The sequence below is a fragment of the Peribacillus sp. YIM B13477 genome (assembly GCF_042787955.1).
Lineage (GTDB): Bacteria > Bacillota > Bacilli > Bacillales > DSM-1321 > Peribacillus > Peribacillus frigoritolerans.
In genome coordinates this window covers 260,676-282,406 of sequence record NZ_JBHZPD010000004.1, presented here as the reverse complement: position 1 = coordinate 282,406, position 21,731 = coordinate 260,676, and the positions used below count along the sequence as shown (strand labels likewise).

At 35.6% G+C, this 21,731-nt stretch carries 19 protein-coding genes and 1 pseudogene; 4 read left to right on the top strand and 16 right to left on the bottom strand.

The window, feature by feature from the left end:
- Positions 1 to 11: 11 nt before the first annotated feature.
- Positions 12 to 959: a class A beta-lactamase gene (gene bla, locus ACFX4H_RS15285; RefSeq protein ID WP_377435751.1), complete on the bottom strand. Its 948-nt coding sequence runs from the start codon at positions 957 to 959 to the stop codon at positions 12 to 14.
- Between the two features lie 231 nt (positions 960 to 1,190).
- Here bla and ACFX4H_RS15280 point away from each other — a divergent pair, with 231 nt between their 5' ends.
- Together ACFX4H_RS15280 and blaI are read left to right on the top strand one after the other, a co-directional pair.
- Positions 1,191 to 3,002 carry a BlaR1 family beta-lactam sensor/signal transducer gene (locus ACFX4H_RS15280; RefSeq protein WP_249598894.1) on the top strand — a complete coding sequence of 604 codons (1,812 nt, stop codon included), beginning with the start codon at positions 1,191 to 1,193 and terminating at the stop codon, positions 3,000 to 3,002.
- Positions 2,983 to 3,363, top strand: coding sequence for a penicillinase repressor BlaI (blaI, locus tag ACFX4H_RS15275; RefSeq protein ID WP_034304552.1), 381 nt, complete (start codon positions 2,983 to 2,985; stop codon positions 3,361 to 3,363). Before ACFX4H_RS15280 ends, blaI begins: the two co-directional genes overlap by 20 nt.
- 115 nt (positions 3,364 to 3,478) lie before the next feature.
- On the opposite strand, the gene ACFX4H_RS15270 is transcribed toward blaI, so the two are convergent.
- The 5 genes from ACFX4H_RS15270 to ACFX4H_RS15250 all read right to left on the bottom strand — a co-directional run bounded on the left by ACFX4H_RS15270 (position 3,479) and on the right by ACFX4H_RS15250 (position 7,274).
- The gene (locus tag ACFX4H_RS15270) at positions 3,479 to 3,859 is read right to left on the bottom strand and encodes a hypothetical protein (protein ID WP_377435750.1); all 381 of its coding nucleotides are present in this window, start codon (positions 3,857 to 3,859) and stop codon (positions 3,479 to 3,481) included.
- A complete protein-coding gene (locus ACFX4H_RS15265) occupies positions 3,849 to 4,349 on the bottom strand; it encodes a helix-turn-helix domain-containing protein (protein ID WP_377435749.1) in 501 nt (166 codons plus the stop codon). Before ACFX4H_RS15265 ends, ACFX4H_RS15270 begins: the two co-directional genes overlap by 11 nt.
- A 264-nt stretch (positions 4,350 to 4,613) precedes the next feature.
- Positions 4,614 to 4,781: a hypothetical protein gene (locus ACFX4H_RS15260; protein ID WP_328138211.1), complete on the bottom strand. Its 168-nt coding sequence runs from the start codon at positions 4,779 to 4,781 to the stop codon at positions 4,614 to 4,616.
- Between the two features lie 611 nt (positions 4,782 to 5,392).
- Entirely contained in the window at positions 5,393 to 6,763 is a 1,371-nt protein-coding gene (locus ACFX4H_RS15255; RefSeq protein WP_377435748.1) for a DUF4179 domain-containing protein, read from the bottom strand.
- On the bottom strand, positions 6,747 to 7,274 hold the full coding sequence (locus ACFX4H_RS15250; RefSeq protein ID WP_034304558.1) for an RNA polymerase sigma factor: 528 nt from the start codon (positions 7,272 to 7,274) through the stop codon (positions 6,747 to 6,749). The genes ACFX4H_RS15255 and ACFX4H_RS15250 overlap by 17 nt, the downstream gene beginning before the upstream one ends.
- 700 nt (positions 7,275 to 7,974) lie before the next feature.
- On the opposite strand from ACFX4H_RS15250, the gene ACFX4H_RS15245 reads away from it, so the two are divergent.
- The gene (locus tag ACFX4H_RS15245) at positions 7,975 to 8,172 is read left to right on the top strand and encodes an IDEAL domain-containing protein (protein ID WP_034304560.1); all 198 of its coding nucleotides are present in this window, start codon (positions 7,975 to 7,977) and stop codon (positions 8,170 to 8,172) included.
- Between the two features lie 525 nt (positions 8,173 to 8,697).
- Here the strand turns inward: ACFX4H_RS15245 and ACFX4H_RS15240 are convergent.
- The 7 genes and pseudogenes from ACFX4H_RS15240 to ACFX4H_RS15210 all read right to left on the bottom strand — a co-directional run bounded on the left by ACFX4H_RS15240 (position 8,698) and on the right by ACFX4H_RS15210 (position 17,792).
- Positions 8,698 to 9,663 (bottom strand): carbohydrate kinase family protein, encoded by a 966-nt coding sequence (locus ACFX4H_RS15240; RefSeq protein ID WP_283866525.1) that lies wholly within the window; start codon positions 9,661 to 9,663, stop codon positions 8,698 to 8,700.
- Between the two features lie 116 nt (positions 9,664 to 9,779).
- Positions 9,780 to 10,793: a glycoside hydrolase family 32 protein gene (locus ACFX4H_RS15235; RefSeq protein ID WP_377435817.1), complete on the bottom strand. Its 1,014-nt coding sequence runs from the start codon at positions 10,791 to 10,793 to the stop codon at positions 9,780 to 9,782.
- 1,407 nt (positions 10,794 to 12,200) lie between these two features.
- A pseudogene (locus ACFX4H_RS15230) lies at positions 12,201 to 12,827 on the bottom strand (glycoside hydrolase family 32 protein); the annotation flags it as partial.
- A 55-nt stretch (positions 12,828 to 12,882) separates the two neighbouring features.
- Positions 12,883 to 13,869, bottom strand: a complete 987-nt coding sequence (locus tag ACFX4H_RS15225; protein ID WP_098186659.1) for an ABC transporter permease — start codon at positions 13,867 to 13,869, stop codon at positions 12,883 to 12,885.
- Entirely contained in the window at positions 13,866 to 15,431 is a 1,566-nt protein-coding gene (locus tag ACFX4H_RS15220) for a sugar ABC transporter ATP-binding protein (RefSeq protein ID WP_377435747.1), read from the bottom strand. The genes ACFX4H_RS15225 and ACFX4H_RS15220 overlap by 4 nt, the downstream gene beginning before the upstream one ends.
- A gap of 80 nt (positions 15,432 to 15,511) precedes the next feature.
- Positions 15,512 to 16,492 (bottom strand): ABC transporter substrate-binding protein, encoded by a 981-nt coding sequence (locus ACFX4H_RS15215; protein ID WP_377435746.1) that lies wholly within the window; start codon positions 16,490 to 16,492, stop codon positions 15,512 to 15,514.
- 547 nt (positions 16,493 to 17,039) lie between these two features.
- Positions 17,040 to 17,792, bottom strand: a complete 753-nt coding sequence (locus tag ACFX4H_RS15210) for a DeoR/GlpR family DNA-binding transcription regulator (RefSeq protein WP_377435745.1) — start codon at positions 17,790 to 17,792, stop codon at positions 17,040 to 17,042.
- A gap of 1,033 nt (positions 17,793 to 18,825) precedes the next feature.
- On the opposite strand from ACFX4H_RS15210, the gene ACFX4H_RS15205 reads away from it, so the two are divergent.
- Entirely contained in the window at positions 18,826 to 19,281 is a 456-nt protein-coding gene (locus ACFX4H_RS15205) for a YfmQ family protein (RefSeq protein ID WP_283783754.1), read from the top strand.
- Positions 19,282 to 19,608: 327 nt separating this feature from the next.
- Here ACFX4H_RS15205 and ACFX4H_RS15200 read toward each other — a convergent pair whose 3' ends face one another.
- The 3 genes from ACFX4H_RS15200 to ACFX4H_RS15190 all read right to left on the bottom strand — a co-directional run bounded on the left by ACFX4H_RS15200 (position 19,609) and on the right by ACFX4H_RS15190 (position 21,468).
- Positions 19,609 to 20,283 carry a hypothetical protein gene (locus ACFX4H_RS15200; protein WP_095679802.1) on the bottom strand — a complete coding sequence of 225 codons (675 nt, stop codon included), beginning with the start codon at positions 20,281 to 20,283 and terminating at the stop codon, positions 19,609 to 19,611.
- A gap of 218 nt (positions 20,284 to 20,501) precedes the next feature.
- Positions 20,502 to 20,750, bottom strand: a complete 249-nt coding sequence (locus ACFX4H_RS15195) for a hypothetical protein (protein WP_377435744.1) — start codon at positions 20,748 to 20,750, stop codon at positions 20,502 to 20,504.
- Between the two features lie 46 nt (positions 20,751 to 20,796).
- Complete coding sequence (locus ACFX4H_RS15190; protein WP_377435743.1) at positions 20,797 to 21,468, bottom strand: hypothetical protein; 672 nt, start codon at positions 21,466 to 21,468, stop codon at positions 20,797 to 20,799.
- Between the last annotated feature and the right edge of the window lie 263 nt (positions 21,469 to 21,731).

Below are 21,731 nucleotides of genomic sequence, written 5' to 3'. Positions count from 1 at the left end.
CAATCATATTTCTATTTACCTTTGACTTTAAGGGCCTTAATTACTTCTTCTGTTGCCTCAGCAATAAGCTCGTCGTTATAATCAGCCTCTTTTTCATCACGACTTGAAAGTACAGCAAGAACAATAGGATCTCCTTTTGATGGCCAAATGATCGCAATGTCATTTCGCGTACCATATGATCCCGCTCCAGTCTTATCAGCCACTACCCAACCTTTCGGCACTCCAGCACGAATTAACGCATCTCCAGTAGTATTTCTCTTCATCCAATCTATTAAAAGTTCACGTTTCTCAGTTGGAAGTGCATCTCCCAATGTAAAAGCCTGAAGACTAGTAGCAAGTGCTATTGGTGTACTCGTATCATGCGTTTCACCAGGATTAACTACATTTAAATCTGGCTCGATTCGCTCAGGGTTGGTAACATTATCTCCAATTCCCTCCAGTACTTTTTTAAATCCAGCCGGTCCCCCCAGTTGTTCAAGGATAAGGTTTCCAGCAGTATTGTCACTGTATCGAAGCGAAGCATCAGCAAGCTCCTTAAGAGTCATCCCCGTATCAACATGCTTTTCGGTAATCGGATTATAATTAACAAGATCCTCACTGGTATAGGTAATTCTTTGATTAAGGTCTTCTATTGATTTCTGGTGTAAAAGTGCCCCTACAGCCAGAGCCTTATGAGTAGATGTAAACGCAAATCGTTCGTTCTCATGAAATTCCACGGTTTTTTTCGTTCCTGTATCAATGGCATAGACCCCAAGCTTTGCATCATATTCCTTCTCAAGTTGTTCAAATTTCTTGATTGTGGCTTCTTTTGCCGTATTATTTTCCGATGTTTGGTTAGTTCCCCCGGTTTGTTCTGTTTCCGATTGTTGTACAACCTGTTTTTCCTCATCTGAGCAGCCTGCAACCATAAGCACCAAGCCCATTAGTGCCAGTATTTGATAAAACCATCTTTTGTTCATGATATAAACCTCCTAATTATTTGATTAGACTCTTATGTACGGATTGAAAAAACAACCTCATGCAAGGAGTTTCAACAGATTACATTTGTAGTCCGATTACATCTGTAGTATAGTATTACATACGTAATCAAACAAAGTCAATTCTTTATTTTTTTACCATCAAGCCACTATAAATTTGCTATATACCTGTTTTTTAAAATTTAAAAGTCAAGAGAGGTGGTATTGAAGGACATGTTTCTAACCTACTTTATAATAGGTCTATTGGTGTCTTCATTTTCCGTTACTGTTATCCTCCTTATACGAAAATGGTTTGGAAGACAATTAACAGCAAAATGGCACTATCATTTGTGGATGTTCCTTTTTATGGCTTTAGCACTTCCATTCATACCTACTGATTTATATAATTTTAGCTCTCTCTTTAGCAGCGGGGATATAAATCAGATTAATGTACCCAGCTCTAATATGAAAAAAACTGGGACTGATATGATGCAGGGCCTACACCTCATACAAGACTTTTCTGTATCGGTCAATCGGCCGGACCTGTCCTTACTTAATAGGGGAGTGATGGGTTTATGGTTGTCAGGGATGCTTTTATTTACCTTTACTATGGTTCGTGGATGGCTCACAATCAGAAGGATAAAGAATTATTCTTCTCCGTTTTCCAATCAAGAAGTTCTCCTGCTTTTCGAAGAATGCAAGAAAAGACTGCAGATAAAAAAACCAATAGAGATTGTTATTTCGAATAGAGTCCAATCTCCAATGATATTCGGGCTTTTTCAAACATATATCGTCTTACCTTCTCAGCATGAAAACTGGCTTAGCTTGAAAAATTACGAGTATATCTTTCTTCATGAACTGAATCACTATAAAAACAAGGATTTGCTGACAAATTACGTGATATTGTTCTATCAAATCATTTATTGGTTTAATCCCCTTGTTTGGCTTGCTTTTAGAGAAATGAGATTGGATCGGGAAATCGCATGTGATACATCTGTTTTACAGTTACTGGATGATCATTCCATTAGTGAATATGGAAATACTATCATTAATTTTTTGGATCTTTCAAAACGGTCAAGTAATCTACAGTTGGTGACACAATTAAACGGTTCGAAGCTTCAAATCAAAAAACGAATTGAACAAATTTCTGCCTATAAGCATTCCGCAAAAAAATCATTAAGAAAAAGCGTCTTCATTTATGTGTTGGCCAGTATCATTTTGACAATCCAATTACCTTTCGTTTCCGCATTTGCTACGGAAAACGACCGATACTATTTTAAAAATGACGGAGTGGTTTATGAGGATTTACAGCAATTCTTTAAAGGGTATGATGGAAGCTTTGTTTTATATGATCATAACGCACAGCAATATCGCATTTATAATGAAGAAAAAAGCACTTTGCGGATATCACCTGATTCCACATACAAAATCTATAGTGCCTTATTTGCTCTAGAATCAAATGTGATATCACCCGAAGAATCCAAACTTTCATGGGATGGGACGGAGCAACCCTATGAAGCTTGGAATATGGATCAGGATGTCTCATCTGCTTTACAAAAATCTGTAAACTGGTATTTCCAAGAATTAGATCGTCGAACAGGATTTGAAACAATTCAATCCAATCTACAAGAGATAAACTATGGGAATTCCGATGTATCTGGGGAATTTAGTGAATTCTGGAATGAATCCTCATTAAAAATTTCTCCTGTCGAACAAGTCCAACTGCTGCAAGCCTTTTATAACAATCAATTTGAATATAAGGAAAGGCATATCCAAGCCGTGAAGGAAGCACTACTCTTAGAAAAGAATGAAGAAGCTCGCCTATCAGGAAAAACAGGCACAGGAGCAGTGAATGGAAAAAACATCAATGGTTGGTTTATCGGGTATGTAGAGACGAAGAACAACACTTATTTCTTTGCTACCAATATACAAAATGAAGATGATTCATCCGGAAGCAAAGCGGGAGAAATCACTTTATCAATTTTAAAAGATTTAGGAATCTATAATGAAAATGAAGGGGAGAAATATGGAGAAAAACATTCCTAGTATATCAGAATCAGAATGGGAAATCATGAACGTACTTTGGGATAAAGCCCCTCAAACAGCGAATGACATCATACTTTCCTTACAGGAAAGTACCGATTGGAAACCGAAAACCATACGGACCCTTCTCGATCGATTAGTTCAAAAAGATGTAGTAGGTGTCAATAAAGATCAAAGAGTTTACACCTTTTACCCGCTCTATTCACAGGAAGAGTGCCAGCGTGCCGAGACCGAATCATTTATCAAACGTATCTATGGAGGGACCATGAAATCCATGCTTGTCCAATTCATTCACGAAGATACCCTATCTGATGATGATATCAATGAACTGCGCACTATTTTAAATAAAAAACCCAAAAAGTAATCCTATTAAAAAAGTCGATATGGAAATTAAACACCTATAAGAATGAAGAAAGCCTACGATCCTTGTTATGTAAGGAAGGAGGCTTTCTTTTATTTGAGTTATTTTTGACTTTTCTCTATTTTCCAAATGGAATTCGGGGATCTTCGTCTTTATATCGAGAATAGGTCGTGCCTGCGCTTTCCATTTCTGAGCATTGTTCATTACTGCAAGCAAACAGATAAGTTTGTATGTCAGTACGGACACTTACTCCAAAATAGTAGGGGAACTTTCCCCCTTTATTTTTATCCATGTTTGCATCAATAGCAATAATATTCTCTTTTTCTGCTAACTTTTTATACTCTTTAATCTCAATTGTTTTCAGCACCATTTCACTTAAAATGACCTGTTCACTTTCGGACGGTTCATACGCATGTTCAAAAATATACCATCTTCCAAATAAAAACAAATTAAACCCTATACTGATTATCAATATTGTTATTAAAATCTTATTCTTCATATTTCCCCATCCCTGTACCTCTGTCTATCTCGATAGTCCCCGCCTCCTGTAATTCATTTAAACGACTTAAACTCTCTTCTTTATTAAAAGAACTATGCCAACGATAATCATATTGATACAATATACGGTAATGGTTACTAATCAAATTTTGTTGCAAACGAAAATCACCTCTATACTCGATCTCTTTCCACCATATCTTACCACCCATTGTTTTTTCTTTAGGCGTACCACCATTTTTGCTAGCAATTAACTGAACAAAATCTACTGGATTGTCACCTATTGATGATATCAACAATTCGCTATGATTAAACAAAGCACAAAATGCAACAACGGTGGTCCAATTGGCTTCTGTTCTTCTTTTTTCAATTTGAACTAGTGTTTTTTTTGAAATCCCTAGAATTTCAGACATCTTATCTTGAGAAAAACCTTGTTCTGTTCGGACAAGTTTCATTTTTTCTGATATTAAATTGATGAACTCTTCTTTTTCCATATATACTAAATACTCCTTTTTAGTGTAATTTTACACTAAAAGTATTATTTTTCAATAAAAAATACCCTTTTTGAATAAAAAGCAACTTTAAAACACAAATAAAAAAGCAAGAAATAACCTTGCTCTAAATAAGTTTGAAATGGAGATGTTTCTTAATTAAGGCTTGTTGAACTAAACTGCACCTATAGTTCCATAAGAAAAAGGCTACCTCAGCAACCTGCCTTATTGAAGTAAACACCCGTTAGTTCATTAAATCTTAGATTGTTATTTTTGATTTTTTAATTTCCAAACCTCTTCTTCGAGCTTATCTATTCTTTGCTGAAGTACTTTCTTGGGTTCTGAAATCCTTCGACTTAATATTACGATGAAACCAATAATAGCAATAATTCCTCCAGCAAAAGCAATAATAAATAACAACGCAACATCAAACATATAAACAACTCCTAATTTATTCTTGGTATTATCATCTACGAAATTTGAACAACAAAGTTTTATTTTTCTTTCACTATAAGAAAAAGAGCTGCTGATCAGCTCCTGATATTGAAAGGAACGCACTGTTAGCTGATTAAGGATGGTCTTACACCATTAGATTATCAAATATAATTCCTGAACAAATTAACAAGATTCCAATAATAATATGGACTTTTTTTCATTTACTTTTGTACTTTCTATATAGTAAAGATGATTCCAATTAGGCCAATAAATACAACATTTCTTATAAAATAAGATGTATTTACAAGAAAAAGGTTAGGAAACATTTGATAAAGACCAGATGTAACACCCATAAGGCAAACAGAGGAATTTTTAATTTCCCAATACATTTCTTCATCACGTTTAATTAATCAATTCATAAATGAGTTATTAAATCCTTATCTCCTTTAAGGGGTAGCGTCAGGAAAGGTGGATTTACAACGTTAAGAAAATTTAAATATACAAAAGCCTAACTTCTCGTTAATAAGAAATTAGGCTTTTGTTACTTCATAAAGGCCCCCGTTTTATAACTAAAAAAGTCGCTTTTCAAAGTTGGAAATGGCTAAACTAAATTATGGTATTTCAATTTCAAATTCTTCATACATAGTTGGTTTTGGTAATTTATCAGTTTTAAGCTGTAAACCTTCTTTCTCACCAGTTGCAAATTCTTGCTTAAAACTGTTTCCCTTGATCCTTTCTGCAAATGGATTGTCTTCTACCATTAAGTTTTTCCCGTTAGCATCTTCTAGCCATATTGGATTTCTTAAAAGTTTATTGTCGACGATGGCATCACTTTGAACGTCAAAATGCACAATCATCTTATCTTCTAGATAGGTTATATCTGTTATAAGAACCTTCCCAAAATCACCTTGATCTAACATAAAAGGCAAACTTTGATCATCTAACTGAATAGAAACTTCTTCACGCCCTTCTGACATATGAATTGAATAAGGAATAATTCTAACCTTTTTTGTTCCCTCTTTTAAAGGCGTATAGAGAAAATCAAGAGTAGCCTTTTCTTTACCGTTTTCTTTATCTCCATAGCCACTTCCACTTACAGTGTCTAACACATTCCCTATCTCATCTATAATATAAAAATTCAACTTATATGGATCGAGTTTGTTATTTTCTTCATCTGCCGTTACTTTAACAGCAAGATCAGTACCTGCTGGGCCGAGCTTCAAAGAAGCAATTTGAACCTGTGCCTGTTCAATCATTTTAACTTCCTGTGGGCGAATAACTGTCACGTCATTCGATTGCTTCACCGGAAATTCGAACTCCCACTTTCCTGGAATAAGACCGACAGCGTCAATTCTTATCTTGATATCAAACTCCTCTGGGAGTTCTTCGGTTGGGTTAATATCCATCAATCCCTTATATTTCTGCGGTGTGACAAAATCCCCTGAAGTGCTAGAACTGAAGTTAATTTCCTTTCCATTCACTTCAATGGTCGGCCGTTCAAGCTCACCAATCGCGAACAATGATTCTTGCGTATACCCAAATGTAAGGCGTGTTCCGTCATAAAAAATTTCATTCATTGTTAAGGTAATCCCATTATCCCTTGAGGATTGGTCTACAATTTGAGTTAAGCCCTTTTTCCCTGCTATTTTTAAGCCTTCATCACTAGCATCATTGAAAAAGGTTCCTATGATTGGAATATGAGACGCAACTTTTGCCATGGCTGGAGAACTTGCTAAACCTATAAATAAACTAAATAATATGACCAGAGCGATACTAGAGTATGCTAATTTCCGAATCACACTTCCTTTTTTAATACGAGTTAATAGGATAGGGTGCTTATTTCTCTCTTGGGATTCCAAATTTTCAATATCAGTTAAAATTCGGTTTTTCAGTTCTTGTTTTTGTTTTGTTTTCCACATTAGATCGGAATTTAATTTCTTTAAGGAACTATCAAAATCAGTATCTTCATATTGCTTTTTCATCCCAATACCCCTCCTTTATTAATTGTTTTTTCAATGCTGGAATAGCTCTAAAAAGAGTCGATTTAACTTTACTCTCGGACCAACTCAATATCTTTGCCGTATCTTCAATAGAAAAACCTTTGATTTTTCTTAAAACGATCACCTTTCGATATGTATCTTTGATTTCCCCTAACGCTTTATATAGTTCAAATGATTCCTCTTTTATTTGAATCATTTCTTCAGGCAATGAGTTATTGTCCTTTTGCAAAAGAAATACTTCTTTAAAGAACCTGCTAGGTTTGCGTTTTCTTAAAAAATCAACCGTTAAATTGTGAGCGATACTGAATAGCCATGTTTTTTCACTGGAATGCTGATTAAATGAATTATGATATAAATACGCTTTTACAAAGGTATCATGGGTCAAATCCTCTGCTTGTGGATAATCCTTAACCATCAATAAAATAAAACTTAAAATGGATTTACTATGTTGGTCATACCAATCTGCAATTTCCTTTTTTCTGTACTCCGACAAGTTACCACCCCTCCTTTTCTTGAATGTTCAATACTTAGACGTATTAGCTAAATAAAAGTTGTGTTTTTTTGGAATCTTATTTTATTGAACTAAACTGCACCTATAGTGCCATAAGAAAAAGCTGCCTTAAAGACAGCTCCGATCTTCAGCTAACGCACCCGTTACTTGAATTAGAAATTTAATTAGCTTTTCTTGGTCCTCTTTAAAAATAAATAACCTAAAACACCTAAAATTAATGCTATACCTCCGAAAACAATAACTTGAAATATAATATCCCCTATAAACATAACCTGTTCCTCCTGTTTCTAAAAAACATTTTCCTAAATCTGTATACGAGATTTTCCCTAAAAAGGTTTCAACTGATAGTTTGATTCTAAAAGTCTTATAAACTAACTGCCCCTAAGTTGCAAGGAGCTGCTGATCAGCTCCTGATAATGATGAAGTAAAGCACCCGTTAGTTCTATAAGGGGTAGCATCAGGAAATAGTATAGATTAACGATTAAGTAAACTGAAAGAATAAAAGTTTTTGAAATTCATTAAAAATATTCTTGTTTAAGTCACAAAACTGAAGGTTTCACTGAGTTTAAACTTTCAGATGTAAACTCAGTGGCAATAGATACTATGGAACTACCAAGCAAAATATTTGAATAATCTGAAAATTTTAGGTATAATAAAAAAAAGGTCAAGGAGTTGGTTTCCTATGGAAAGGAATTTGGTTAATACGACACCACAACCTGAAGTAAGCGCCAAGGTTTCTGAATTTGCTGAAATGGTGTTAAACAACGCCCTTCGTAATTTCCGAAAAGAGCAAATCCGAAAAGAGATTGACCAGTCATTACAGGACCGAAACAAAGAAGAATTTCTACGTTTAACTGAGGAATTGAAAAATATTTCTTAAAATATTGTATTGCATATCGAGATGATTTTGAAATGAACTTAACATAATCATTGATTATCGGCATTGAAAAAGGATCTTCAAACGAAGATCCTTTTTAGCTGCTTGTTCAATTAAAACGCCCGATTGCGGAAGAACAAAATAATGATAATAATTGCTGCCTTTATGCCTTTAGCTTCTTGAACTAAAGCACCGGTTAGTTTAAGTACATTCCTTCACAATCTTTGTAAATTGAAGAAAATATCACTCCATTTAAATTAACCTTTTATTATCTAACAATTCCTCCTCATCACATTTCATATTGATGAATTTAATTAAAGACGCAGTTACATACTTACCTTTTCGGTAAATGAATACTGTTTTGACTTTTCCGTATAGATTCGGTATTGAATGTTGTCTATTGATTCCGTCTTGTATATGCTTTGTAATTCCATGAGCATCAGTTCCTCTTCGAATACCTCTAAAAATCGCGAAACACCTAGACCTCCTATCGCAATTTTTTCACAATCCGAAACAATACGATGTAGACTAAATCTTATATATATCTTCTTCGTTTGGTAGAGAAGAAATCGCTCCTACCTTCGTACACACGGCAGCACCCACTTTATTTGCAAAAAGAATGATCTCTTTAAGTTTACTAAAATCACTAAGAATTGTGTCATAGGACTCAAGATTTGCAAATTGAAATAAAGCAGCACCGACAAATGCATCACCAGCACCAGTTGAGTCAATTGAATTTACTTCGACACTGTTTATTACACTCATTCCACTTCCATTTGAAAGAAGAGTGCCTTCCCATCCAAGGGTAACGGCCACTATTTTTGCCCCTAAATGATGGAGCATTGCTATTCCATCATATTTATCCATTTTTCCCGTGATTAGTTCAAGCTCTACTTCGCTTACTTTTACAAAGTCAGCCATTGATATACCCTTTCTGGCTAAACTAATAAATTCAGCCACTCTATTTTTCCATAAATCATGCCGGAAGTTAGGGTCAAACGATAGAAATATCCCCCTATTTTGTGCAAATTCCATTGCCTTTAAATAAGTTGTTTTAAAAGGGTCTTCCAGAAATGCAGTTGCAGATCCAAAGTGAATGATCTTTGCACCACTTAATCTATCTAGGTATAAGTTATCCTCTGTTAAATTTCGATCCGCTCCTCTATTGAATACAAAATCCCTTTCACCATTTGCTTGTAAAGAAACAAATGCTAAAGTAGTTGGTGCCAAATCATCAGTAACAATCATCGATGTATCAACCCCCACCTCTTTTATCGTTTCTATTAAAAATAATCCAAATGGGTCATTTCCTACTTTTCCAATAAGACTCGCTTCCCCACCTAGCTTTGAAATAGCAGCTGCGACATTCGCTGGTGCACCCCCTGCTTTCTTTAGAAAATGATTACCTTCCATTAAATTAACATCAATATCTGTACAATAAAAATCGATCAAAAGCTCCCCAACGCATATGACTGCGCGGTTTGTTTTATTCATTTACATTACATCTCCATTCTTGTGATTTAGGTAAAATGAAAGGCTATCGATCATTTTCGACAGCCTTCATAAACTCTTACTATCAACCCATCTTTAATAGGATTGAAATGTAGTCTTTATCTTTTCCATATACTCTTTAAAGGGTATATTTTCAAAGACTTTAATGTAACTTCTCCACCCTTGCTATAAATTTGTAATCCTTTACTTGATGGATCCGGGAAAATTTGATCAGAAATAACCGTTTCACCTTTGTTTCCAAACACTTCTACAGCAGATCGGTCAATGAAAATATGCATTTTAACAGTCCCATTTAATGCATTTAACGGTCCGTCATGCTTACCGACCACATTGTTCCCATAATCAAAGCTTCCTGAATTTGAACGGTCTACGAATAATTGTTTGGTGGCAACATCATAGCCAATAGTCGTATATTCAGTTGCTCCTTTACGAACTTGAAAGCCGAATTCAGTTGCTTTTATATCATCTACATCAAACTCAGCTATCATTTCAAATGTATCTTCTGATAGTTTGGATAGGAGATTACTTTCACCAGATATGACTTTATTTTTATATGAAATTTTTTCACTCTTATCTCGAATGGTTTTTAAAGAAACTGGTGTTTGTTTTAAACGTAAACCTTCATCTGTCTGAGTTAGCTCCATCTTTCTTGGCAATGTCGTTGAACTTCTCCAAGTCGAAGTTGGTGTATGATTTGCATATAGCCAATTACTCATCCAGCCAATCCAATATTTTTCGCCATTCTTACCCTCAATTCCGCTCCAATCTACTGCGGCATAAAAATCTGCACCGTAGTCAGTCCATAACACTTGATTGGAAGGGTTTTCATTTTTAAACGTTTTCCCGTCAAAGGTACCTACAAAATATTGCATACCTGACCCGCCTGCAGGAGCGCCATCATTAATGCTTACCTGTAGTACCCATTTTGTTTTTGAAGGGTCACCATCAATTGGTAATTCGATTAGAGTAGGACATTCCCAAATCCCTCCGTTACTGCCATGAGTAGAAGGTATCCACTCTCCAGAAACAGCAGACCAGTCTGTAAGGATGCCGCTTTCTTTCGAATCGCCTTTCTCAGGCTCTTTGGCAACTTGGTCTACTTCATTTGGCATGGCCCCTTCATTATAAACATTAACATCATCCATGTTTATATGACCCCAACCACCTGTAGCTTTGTCTACAGCTTTAATATATAACACTTCTCCAATGTATTTAGACGCATCCCAGACGTATTTTTGATATTTTTCTTCTTTAAATTTGGTATTGGCTTGTCGAATTAATTCTTGATCATCAGAGGCTCTAACTAACGAAACATAGCGGTTGTTGATATCATTACCACCGCCCAACAGAAAGTTGATTTCTCCAGAGCCACCTAGTTTAAAATATGAGGAGTGCAGTTCACCTGTTGCGTCATCTCCCTTTTGAAGATCAGTAAACCCCCATAGGTGGTAGTTTCCTTGGTGGCCGAAATCCCCTCCCCAGTAAGATGGTACATTTGTCACATGATCTTTTGTGAAAGCATTACCTTCGATTGTACTCCACCCAGTTAGATCACCTGTCTCAAAGTCATGATTAGTAACTTCCTTCTCATTTGTCATGATGTTCTTACCAACTTGAACATCTTGGAATAACGTGGATGAATTCCAAACATTTAAGCCAAAATGTCCTGACGAAAAAGTTGAATCATTTACATCATGAATTAGATTACCATCTAAAAAAATTTTAATATTTTTTCCATGAGTGCTTGCTTTTAAATGGTACCTTTTATCTGTATCTAGATTTATTGTTTTTTCAGCTAGAATGGATTTGTCTCCATTTTCGATTTTCATGATTTTTATTGTATCGTTTAAAGCATCGATATTCGCCATATAACCGTTTGTTGCATGAGGATCTGCACGAAAAACGAGCGAGCCGGCTCCATTGCCACCTTTTTCCCCAGATATCTCAATGTTTGCTTCATAAAAAAAGTTATCCCCTGTTTGACCGCTCATTACAAAAGCATCCTCTGTAGAGGTTCCACTTTTTCCATCCATCGTGTTCTCCCAGCTTCCATTTACATTTGTCCATTTTGATAAATTGGTTTCAAAGTTAGATGTATTCTTGAACTCCACATTTCGAAAGGCAGCCGTTGAATTCCACGCTGACAATCCATAGTATCCATAATCGAATTCTATATCTGTTTTTTTTATAACGGATTGATCGTTTACAGAGACTTGAATTTGATCCCCATCTGTTTCCACCTTCACATGGTAGGTAGTTGAAGTTTTGAGGGTAAAAGGTTTTCTCGCAATTTCCTCGTTTGTTCCATCTACATTCTTACTTAATGTTATGACATCGTTTTTGGCATCTAAGCTCGCAATATAGCCGTTCTTTGCACGCCTGTCTGACCGAAAAACTAAACCGCCTGCTCCTTCTCTCCCATTCTTCTCATTAAGCGTAATATTTCCCTCATAGCTAAATGATTCACCTGTCTGGGATGACATGCTATAAGAAGTTCTGTCTAAGCTATTTGCTTGTATTCCACCATCTTCGCCGAATTCACTTGCATACTCCCACTCTTTTAAATTAGGTGAGGTATAAAACATGATCTTATCCTTAGCCGCTAACGACATAACCCATTGGTTTGATTCTTCATGCCAAAATACTTTAGGATCGCGCCAATCTTGTATAGGAGGGTCTGGCATTACGGGATTCCCTTTATACTTTTCCCAAGTTCTACCTTTATCTAGGCTATACGCTATACTTTGGACTTGCTTATCCCCTGCATGCGTAAAGATGGCAACCATTGCTTCTTTTCCAAAGCCAGCTGTATTGTTCCAATCAATAACAGCACTCCCCGAGAAAATCTGACCGTTTTCATCCGGCGATAAAGCAATCGGCAAATGCTCCCAATTAACAAGATCTTTACTGACAGCATGCCCCCAATGCATCGGTCCCCATGTCGTTCCATACGGATGATATTGATAAAACAAATGATATTCACCTTTATAAAAAACCATACCATTCGGGTCATTCATCCAGTTAGCTTCAGGAGAAAAATGAAATTGATTACGGTATGGTTCATTATAATACCCAGGGTCTTCTGCATATGCACGATTAAATGGTAAACAAGTGACAGTTGAACATATTAGTAGAATACTAATGATCCTCTTCACTTTTATTTCACATCCCTTTTTTAAAATCTAAAATGACATATGATCGTTATGCTGGACTATTTCCGCGCAATCGATCTAATAAAACGGCTGCTACAATAACTCCACCTTTTACAACTAACTGCCAATAATAGTTGACATCCATTAGAGTTAACCCATTACTGATTACCCCCATAATTAAAACCCCAATAATTGTTCCTATTATTTTCCCTTTTCCACCTGTTAAACTTGTTCCTCCTAGAATAACAGCAGCAATTGCGTCTAACTCATACATTTGACCAGCAGTTGGCTGTCCAGAAAACAACCTTCCCGCTAAAACGACTCCTCCTAAACCAGCTAGTAAACCACTAATCGAATACACATTGATTAAAGACTTTTCAACCTTAATTCCAGTTAACCGAGCTGCCTCTTCATTGCCACCAATCGCATAAATATGACGACCGAACATCGTATATTTAAGAACAAAAAACATCACGACATATACTAAAGACATGATATAAATAGGAGTGGGGATTCCGAAAATACTTCCACCACCGATGAATTTAAATGTTTCGTTTTGTAAAACAATTGGATAACCGCCACTAATGACATAAGCGAGTCCACGAACATATGTGAAGCTGCCTAGTGTAACAATAAATGCTGGTAACTTTGCTTTGGCTGTAAGAAACCCATTAATCAGTCCTACTGCATACCCTACTAGTACGCCTGATAACATCGCAATTATAGGATTAACTCCTGCAGAAGAGACCATGACTGAGATAACGCCAGATAGAGCAACTGTTGCACCAACTGATAAATCAATACCACCAGTTAAAATAACGATTGTCATCCCAGCAGCTAAAATAGCAATAATGGAAACTTGTTTTAATACATTCAATAAATTGGCTGTATCTAAAAAATTTGGTGCTGTAAATGAAAGTACTCCACACAATATTAATAAAATCATGATCATGCCAAGCCTATTCCATAAAGAATAAAGGACATTTCCTATATTTAGGCGTTGTGAATGTGTAATAGTTTGCGTATTCCCTCTCATTTCTCTCTTCCCCCTATGGTAGCTAAACGCATAATAGTTTCCTGTGTAGCTTCTTCCTTCGAAAGCTCGCCTGTTAACCTTCCTTCACTCATGACAAGTATTCGATCACTTACCCCCAATACTTCAGGAAGTTCAGATGATATCATTAAAACGGCCAATCCTTCATCTGCAAGCTTTGAAACAATCTTGTGGATTTCAGTCTTGGCACCTATATCAACCCCTCGTGTTGGCTCATCCAGTAGTAATACCTTTGGTGCAATTGATAGCCACCTAGCGATCACTACCTTTTGTTGATTCCCACCACTTAAGTTTGATACTTGCTGTTCTGGGGAAGCTATTTTTATATTTAAGTCTTCAATATATTGGTTAGCGCTTTCATTTGCTTGCTTCCAACTAACAATTCCTGCTTTAGCGTGTTTTTTCAATTCAGCCATTATGATGTTTTCTTTTACGGACATTGATAAAAATAACCCTTGTTCTTTCCTGCTTTCAGGTACATGTGCAATCCTATTAGCAATAGCATCTATTGCGGATTTGATTTTAACAGATTGACCATCAACCAATATTTCGCCACTTTTCAACTCGGACAAACCGAAAATGGCCCTAACCAATTCTGTTCTGCCAGCACCAACAAGCCCCGCTAAACCAACAATTTCACCTGGGTAAATTTTTAAAGATACATTCTTTACAATTGTGTTATCAGAAACATTTCTCAATTCAAGTACAGGTGAAACTTCCTTTGGATTTTTTGTGCCAAAGGCTTTTGACCGATTAAACAAGTCCTTTAAATCCCGTCCTACCATCAACTTTACGAGATGATCAGGATTTGTCTCTTCAATCGGCCCACTTGCAATCCATTCGCCGTCACGTAATACAGTGAACCTATTAGAAATTTTAAAGATTTCTTCCATTCTGTGAGAGATATATACAATGGCAACTCCCTGCTTTTTCAAATCATCGATAATTTCAAACAGCTTTTTTATTTCTTTATCTGTTAAAGAGGCGGTTGGTTCATCCATTATGAGTACCTCTGCATTAAAGGATAATGCTCGGGCGATCTCGACCATTTGTTGTTGAGCAACACTTAAGGTCGAAACCAATTGGCGTGGATTTAGATTCGACCCCATTGAATCTAACACCTCTTGGGCACGTTCATGGACCTTATCCCATTTCACCATTCCTAAACCATTTCTAGGAAAGGTGGAACCCATTAAGATATTTTCACTTATTGTTAAATTAGGAGAAAGGTTTAACTCCTGATGAATAACACTAATTCCTTTGTTCCTTGCATCAGTAGGGTCCTTCCATAAAATTGGTTGACCTTTCAAGTAGATTTTCCCACCATTGTCATCAGGTGTATGAATGCCTGCGAGGATTTTCATGAAAGTTGACTTTCCAGCTCCATTCTCTCCCATTAATGCATGTACTTCACCTGGATAAAGTTCAATTCTCACATTGTTCAATACGGTTACACTCGAGAATGTCTTACCAATCCCTTCCATATTCAACACTGGCTTTTTTAGAATTTGTTGGCCTTTAAGGGACATTTCATTCACAGCCATACCTTTATCTCACCCCTTATATTGATTTGAATAGGCTGATTAAAGGAGGAATCCTTATCAGCCTATTTATTGAAAGAATCTTACCAACCTTGGTAAGAATCTAATGTATCTTGAGTCACAATCTCAACTGGAACTTTAATAAGCTCCTCAACCTCTTCACCAGTTTTCACTTTCATTCCGATTTCAACAGCTTTTTTGATCATGTTACTAGGTGACTGAGCTGAAGTAGCAGCAATTGTACTTCCTTCCTTTGCCATTGCTTCTGTGGCTTCAGGAGCACCGTCCACTCCGACAATGAAAAATTCATCTTTACGATTCGCTTGCTCTTGAGCAATTTCAACACCAATTGCTTCTGGATCATTAATCGCAAATACAGCGTCAATAGAGCCTGATGAATTAGCTTGTAAAATGCTTTCCATCACCGTTAATGCCTTCTCGCGATTCCCTTCTCCATTTTGCTTCGCGATAACTTTAATTTCGGAATCCTTTATTGCATCTTCAAATCCTTGAATACGATCAGATACAGCCGAAACAGGAGGTCCATCAATAATAACTATTTTTCCTTTTCCACCTAATTGTTCAATCACATATTCTCCGGCCAGTTTACCAGCTTGATAGTTGTCTGAAGTAACAGTGGCATCGACTCCACCTTCAGCATTAGTATCTACAGCAACTACTGGAATATCAGCAGCTTTGGCCTGTTGAACAGCTGCCGCAATTCCTTTTGTATCAACAGCATTTAAAAGAATGATATCTACCTTTTTCGTAATAAAGTTTTCAATTTGAGCTGCTTGTTTGGCTAAATCATATTCAGCGCTTTCAACTAGAACTTCAGCACCTAATTCTTTTCCTGCTTCTTCAGCACCTTTAGCCATGGAGACGAAGAAAGGGTTTGCTAAACTACCCACCGCTACACCGATCGTTAATTGTTTGTTACCTTTTTGTCCTTCGTTACCGTCTGTTGATCCATTTGATGATTCACTAGCCCCACTACATGCCGTCATCGCGGCAATTACAAACGCCAAAACTAGCATTCCTATTACTTTTACATAATTCACCATATTAGTCCCCCCTAGTTTTTGAAGATGAAAATAATTAGCTACTGAACGAGAAATTGTTACCGCTCTCAATCTCTTAAACTAGATCACCTCCTTAAATGAATATTTTTGGTTGAAACAATGGAAGTATGGTTGATTTTGATAGTTTTTCACATTGACTATTTATTGATAACGCTTTCATCCCTTGCAAACAATATAATTACCCTTTACACATTAGAATTATAATTGATTGATTTTGGTTGTTTTTGATTGATTTTGATTATATTAGAGCTACTTGTAATTGTCAACGGTTCCAATTATTACAAAAAATATATTGATAACATAAAATATTAAACGTTTCAAATGGAATGTTTAATACATGGAGTAGATGTTCCCTCATTATTAATTGGCCACATTACAATAAATCAAGCATTCTTTATTATATTGATAAAACAAAGGGGAAAATTTTCAATAAAATAATTTCAGAATTTTCAAAAAAAGCTGGTATTCAAACTGTCTGAATCAGACAGTTTGAATACCAGCTTTCCTTCAACGATAGCAAATTTAGTTTTTAGTCCCTCACAATAATTATCTCCGTTTTCTCCTTATATTTTCCTAACGTTATTGTACCTTCTTCATTCGTAATAACTTTCGTCTGGTTTAAATCTGCAAACTTAGAAAATGATACTTCTCCAAATTTTGTATGATCTGCTAATACAAAGGCCTCACGTGACAAAAAGATGGCTCTTTCTTTTATTTGCGCCTCTTCTGGATCTGGGGTAGTCAATCCAAAATTATAATGAATAGCGTTCGTACCCATGAAACACTTATCAAATCTGTATTTTTTTATACTTTCGTATGCATAACGTCCAACTGTTGCTTTGGTAATCTTTTTAACAAACCCACCAATGAAATATGTATATATTTCATTTTCAAGTAATGCATCTAAATGATCAATTCCGTTTGTAATGACAACGATATCTTTTTGTCTTAAATGTTTGATCATCTGATACGTTGTTGTTCCAGCATCAAGATAAACACAGTCGCCGTCCAAAATTAGTTCTGCCGCATATTTTGCTATCTTAGCTTTTTCCTCAAGGTTCTGCGTTATTTTCTCAAACACACTTGGTTCGTCTCGTTTACTATGTAAAAGTGAAGCTCCACCATGTACACGTTTTAAGTAGTTCTGCTTTTCTAATTGATCTAGATCACGACGCAAAGTAGATTCTGAAGTATTTGTTAATTCTACTAGCTCATGAATCTTAACATTCTCCTTTTCTTTTAATAGCTTTAAAATTAATTGATGCCGTTCCGTAATAAGCATGATATGATCCTCCTCGTATTACACTTCTATTTAAAGGTTCTTCTTGTATTCTAGTTTAATTAATTTTAGTATATAGAATTTTGCAGTGACATGTGAGAACTATAGGGTATCCCCATAAGAAAAAGGAGCTGTTGATCAGCTCCTGGTAATGAAGTACGCACCTGTTTGTTGAATAAACAATTTAAAATCCATTACCCTGGAATATTATTCTCATTAATTCAACAGCCATAAAGTAAACTAAACCAACAAATATATTAAGACCTAAAGCTAATTTTCTCCAAAGTCCTTTCTCACTAAGAAAAAGATATAATGATTCCACATATCATCACTACACGAAAAGTTGTTATTCCAGGGTCAATCACTTGTGCCATATTTCCAGAAAAGAAACAAATAACCAAGATAATTAAAGCACCCTTCTCCTCTAATTAATTTTACCAAATCTCGTTATATATGTATTTTTTTATTATCGGATTATCTTCCCACTTTACATGCATAAAGAAAAAGCTGCCTTAAAAACAGCTCCGATCTTCAGCTAACGCACCCGTTGGTTCTATAAGAATTATCTCAGAGTTGACACAAACTGTGAAGTTAGGATTTTTCTAAAATAAACTAAGAAAACAAATAATAGAATAATCCCTTTATCCTTTTTTCTAGTTACAAATTTAGCAAAGATAAAAATAAGGATTTTTCCATAGACAGCGAAAAAGACTGCAATACCAGTTAAGATTATGTGAATTGAAGAAAATAAAGTATCCAGTGTAGCACTCCTTTTACTACAGGTATTCTTATTGTGGGTATTTGAAAAGAAATTAATGCATAGTACGAATACACTAGGCTTCTTAAACTAATCTATCCTTTTCCATATGAAAGGAGCTCCGGAAGCAACCCCTGTCCGTTAGTTTATACCGCACACTCCAAAAGGAAAACGTTGCGAGAATGGACATATTTTCGAATAAAAAATGTCTATTCTTTTGGTAATATAGAGGCAGCTACTTATCATGAGGCATTTATAACATACGGAGATGATGAAAAAATGACAGGACCCGTTTTGATTTTGACCATTATTATGACGATATTTAAACTAGTTGTTACCTGCCTTCCAACCGATGTCGTCAATTGGCTTTTGAATAAATTTAAGATGCATCCAACACTTAGTGACGGGAATACCGTGATCACGATGGACGGAAAACGATTGGAAGGGGAAGAGAAGAACCAAGTAATTCAGGATGTTAACCATGCGATGGTTTTGAAGAAAAATCATATATTCCCCGGAAACGATTCCTTATTTTTACAGCCAAAGAGTGGTGTGAAGCCATTGGTCATTGATACGAAAAAAGGCAAAAGGGATATTCAGTTATTGGTGTTCGTGTACGGCGACCATGTGGATGTTGTAAAACAGGACAAGAAGAAGCTCGTGGCATATAGCATGCGTTCCGAAAGTCTCCAAGAGCGTTCGATGATGAAGGAAATGGATGTAAAAGAAGCATAAAAGGAAGAAAATGAAAAACCACACCATGATGTGTGGTTTTTTGATAGGGAATTATTTATTTTCTGACACGACTTCTTCTTCTCTTATGAGGATGCCTTCATTTTTTGCTCGCTCATATAGATCGCGTTATTGATAATCAGTGACCATTTTCCAGTACGAAGCACACTTTAGCTGAATTAAAAAGCTCAACTCTCTTTATCCATATATATTTATATTAGGCAAATGATTGGTCCCGACTTTCTTGTTTAACTACCCTGCCCCTTTAGTTCCATAAGAAAAAGAGCTGCTGATCAGCTCTTGATAATGAAATAAAGCACCGGGAAAACACTATTCCCATTCATAATCAGTCACCAGCTCAACCTTTTCCGGCATTATTTTTTGAAGAGAGTCTATTGTTGAAAAGTTTTCATCATTTGAGAATGCGGCTATATAATCGCCATCATGCCCTACCCAAAACATAGTGGAACTCTCATTTAACGTTGCTATCAGGGTATTGGCTATCCATTTTAGTTTAATAAGTCTTGTTCGGTTATTTTTAGTCCTTTTTACGGGATAAGGTGACTCATGTTCCCTTTCCTCTAGTCTGAAGACATCCTGTTTTAAGGACCATAATGATAGGTTCAACATGCTCCCATTCCCGTGTAAATAAGGATAATATTGTTTAAATTGCTGTGGGCTGCGGATATTTGCCTTTACAAAGAACGAGTCTTTACTACTCCCCTTCATATAATTGAACTCTATATTTTGCTTCTTAAACAGCTCTTCGTACTCTTCTAGTTGAAAATCATAGATTTCCGCAAGTGAATAAATAGGGTAATAATTTGGGCTCTCCAGCCAATTGCAAAAGAATTCTTCATGGGCTTCTGCATAATCCCCATCAATATAACAAGAAAACTCTACGATATATTTGAACTCACCGGTTATCTCAAAAGGATAAGTGGCTTCTGGGCCAGGCTTAGTTATTATTTCTTCTGGAGGGAAGTGGCTTATTTCTACCTTCATGTTATTCGCCTCTCTTAAAAGGTTCGGATAGTTACATTTTTATTATATACCACGTAAAAAAGTTGTTTTCACTGGCTTATTAAAGTATCAGTTGTTGAACTAACTTGCCCCTTTTGTTGCATAAAGAAAAAGCGCCCTTAATGACAGCTCCGATCTTCAGCTAACGCACCCTTTAGTTTAATTGCATTTATTCACAATCACAAAGACTTAATAAGGGCTTATAACTTTTCAAATTCTATGGACTTGCAGGAAGGACATTGAAAAGTAGACATATCGGTGTCATTATGAACCCATTTATCAGAACAAAGAGAGCAGTGTAAAACAGTATGCTTTTCTTTAAATTCCATTGATTCTTTTCGGTATCGTTCATAATCCTCAGGGAACATATCCGCTAATGTGCGATACACAAAATTGCCCGTACATTCCTTTCCGTTCCAGTATTCCTTTCCATTTAAGTATTCAATCATATATATCTCCCCTAACAATTTATAATTAATATATCATTTCAATCATTTACCTTACTGATGACATATAGCGATTATATAGTTTAGAACATTCCTTCATACAATCCAAGTATATATTTCTTATTTCCTCATTCGGAGATAATTTCAGATAACTTTCACTTTTCAATAAGGAAATAAGAGGTTTCATTTCGTAATAGTATTCGTAATTTTCCTTCTGTGTTAAAAGTTTTTTATAACCTTCTAATATTTTAATATAATAGCTATCCATCAAACGATATTTACACTTCGATAACTCCAAATAATAAAACCTGTTTATTTCCCCTGACATATATTTAGCAAGATACATTTCGTTATCTCCTAAATAGGCAGGACTGGCTTGTGAGTAGTAACGAAACTCACCATCACTATACAGTTTTTTGGAAATGCGAAATTTATGCCAGTTCATTACTTCTTCGTAACGAAATCCTAATGCGCAAGAGATACTTGAAACCATAACAGGTTTACGTTTCAATATGTAATCGATAATCGTAACAATCAAATCACTTTCATCAAGAATGGTAATCGAAGTCCAACAAATATAATTGTTGTCTAAACTGCCTATGATACACACTTCTTTATCAGGGCTAACATAAATATCAAAATATATTTCTTTATCATCTATTTTATAATTAGGTTTTTTACAATTATTTTGATTAACCAAATTATATTTTTCAATATCCAATACAAAAACCTTCCTTCTATTGAATCAAATATCAATATTTTTATTTCTAATTCATTATAAAGAATAACTTTTACTTATTAAAATTAACCTTTAGCTCCATAAGAAAAAAGAGCTGCCAAAGCAAATTCCGCCTATACCATGTGGTTAGAAATCCTGCGAATAAGCAATTTTCCGAGCATTATCCATTAAACTAGGGAAGTTCTATAAGAGGTATTTATAACGTTAAGGAAAATTCCGATATTAAAAAGCCAATTTCTCAGCAT

Bases quoted from the DNA above. Each gene is read 5' to 3' on its own strand.
- ACFX4H_RS15235 (WP_377435817.1), bottom strand. From the start codon at position 10,793: ATGCCAAATGAAGTAGACCAAGTTGCCAAAGAGCCTGAGAAAGGCGAT.
- ACFX4H_RS15195 (WP_377435744.1), bottom strand. From the start codon at position 20,750: ATGATTGAATACTTAAATGGAAAGGAATACTGGAACGGAAAGGAATGT.
- ACFX4H_RS15220 (WP_377435747.1), bottom strand. From the start codon at position 15,431: ATGGCTGTGAATGAAATGTCCCTTAAAGGCCAACAAATTCTAAAAAAG.
- ACFX4H_RS15205 (WP_283783754.1), top strand. From the start codon at position 18,826: ATGACAGGACCCGTTTTGATTTTGACCATTATTATGACGATATTTAAA.
- ACFX4H_RS15270 (WP_377435750.1), bottom strand. From the start codon at position 3,859: ATGAAGAATAAGATTTTAATAACAATATTGATAATCAGTATAGGGTTT.
- ACFX4H_RS15280 (WP_249598894.1), top strand. From the start codon at position 1,191: ATGTTTCTAACCTACTTTATAATAGGTCTATTGGTGTCTTCATTTTCC.
- ACFX4H_RS15225 (WP_098186659.1), bottom strand. From the start codon at position 13,869: ATGAGAGGGAATACGCAAACTATTACACATTCACAACGCCTAAATATA.
- ACFX4H_RS15200 (WP_095679802.1), bottom strand. From the start codon at position 20,283: ATGAAGGTAGAAATAAGCCACTTCCCTCCAGAAGAAATAATAACTAAG.
- bla (WP_377435751.1), bottom strand. From the start codon at position 959: ATGAACAAAAGATGGTTTTATCAAATACTGGCACTAATGGGCTTGGTG.
- blaI (WP_034304552.1), top strand. From the start codon at position 2,983: ATGGAGAAAAACATTCCTAGTATATCAGAATCAGAATGGGAAATCATG.
- ACFX4H_RS15260 (WP_328138211.1), bottom strand. From the start codon at position 4,781: ATGTTTGATGTTGCGTTGTTATTTATTATTGCTTTTGCTGGAGGAATT.
- ACFX4H_RS15210 (WP_377435745.1), bottom strand. From the start codon at position 17,792: ATGCTTATTACGGAACGGCATCAATTAATTTTAAAGCTATTAAAAGAA.
- ACFX4H_RS15240 (WP_283866525.1), bottom strand. From the start codon at position 9,663: ATGAATAAAACAAACCGCGCAGTCATATGCGTTGGGGAGCTTTTGATC.
- ACFX4H_RS15245 (WP_034304560.1), top strand. From the start codon at position 7,975: ATGGAAAGGAATTTGGTTAATACGACACCACAACCTGAAGTAAGCGCC.
- ACFX4H_RS15265 (WP_377435749.1), bottom strand. From the start codon at position 4,349: ATGGAAAAAGAAGAGTTCATCAATTTAATATCAGAAAAAATGAAACTT.
- ACFX4H_RS15215 (WP_377435746.1), bottom strand. From the start codon at position 16,492: ATGGTGAATTATGTAAAAGTAATAGGAATGCTAGTTTTGGCGTTTGTA.
- ACFX4H_RS15255 (WP_377435748.1), bottom strand. From the start codon at position 6,763: ATGAAAAAGCAATATGAAGATACTGATTTTGATAGTTCCTTAAAGAAA.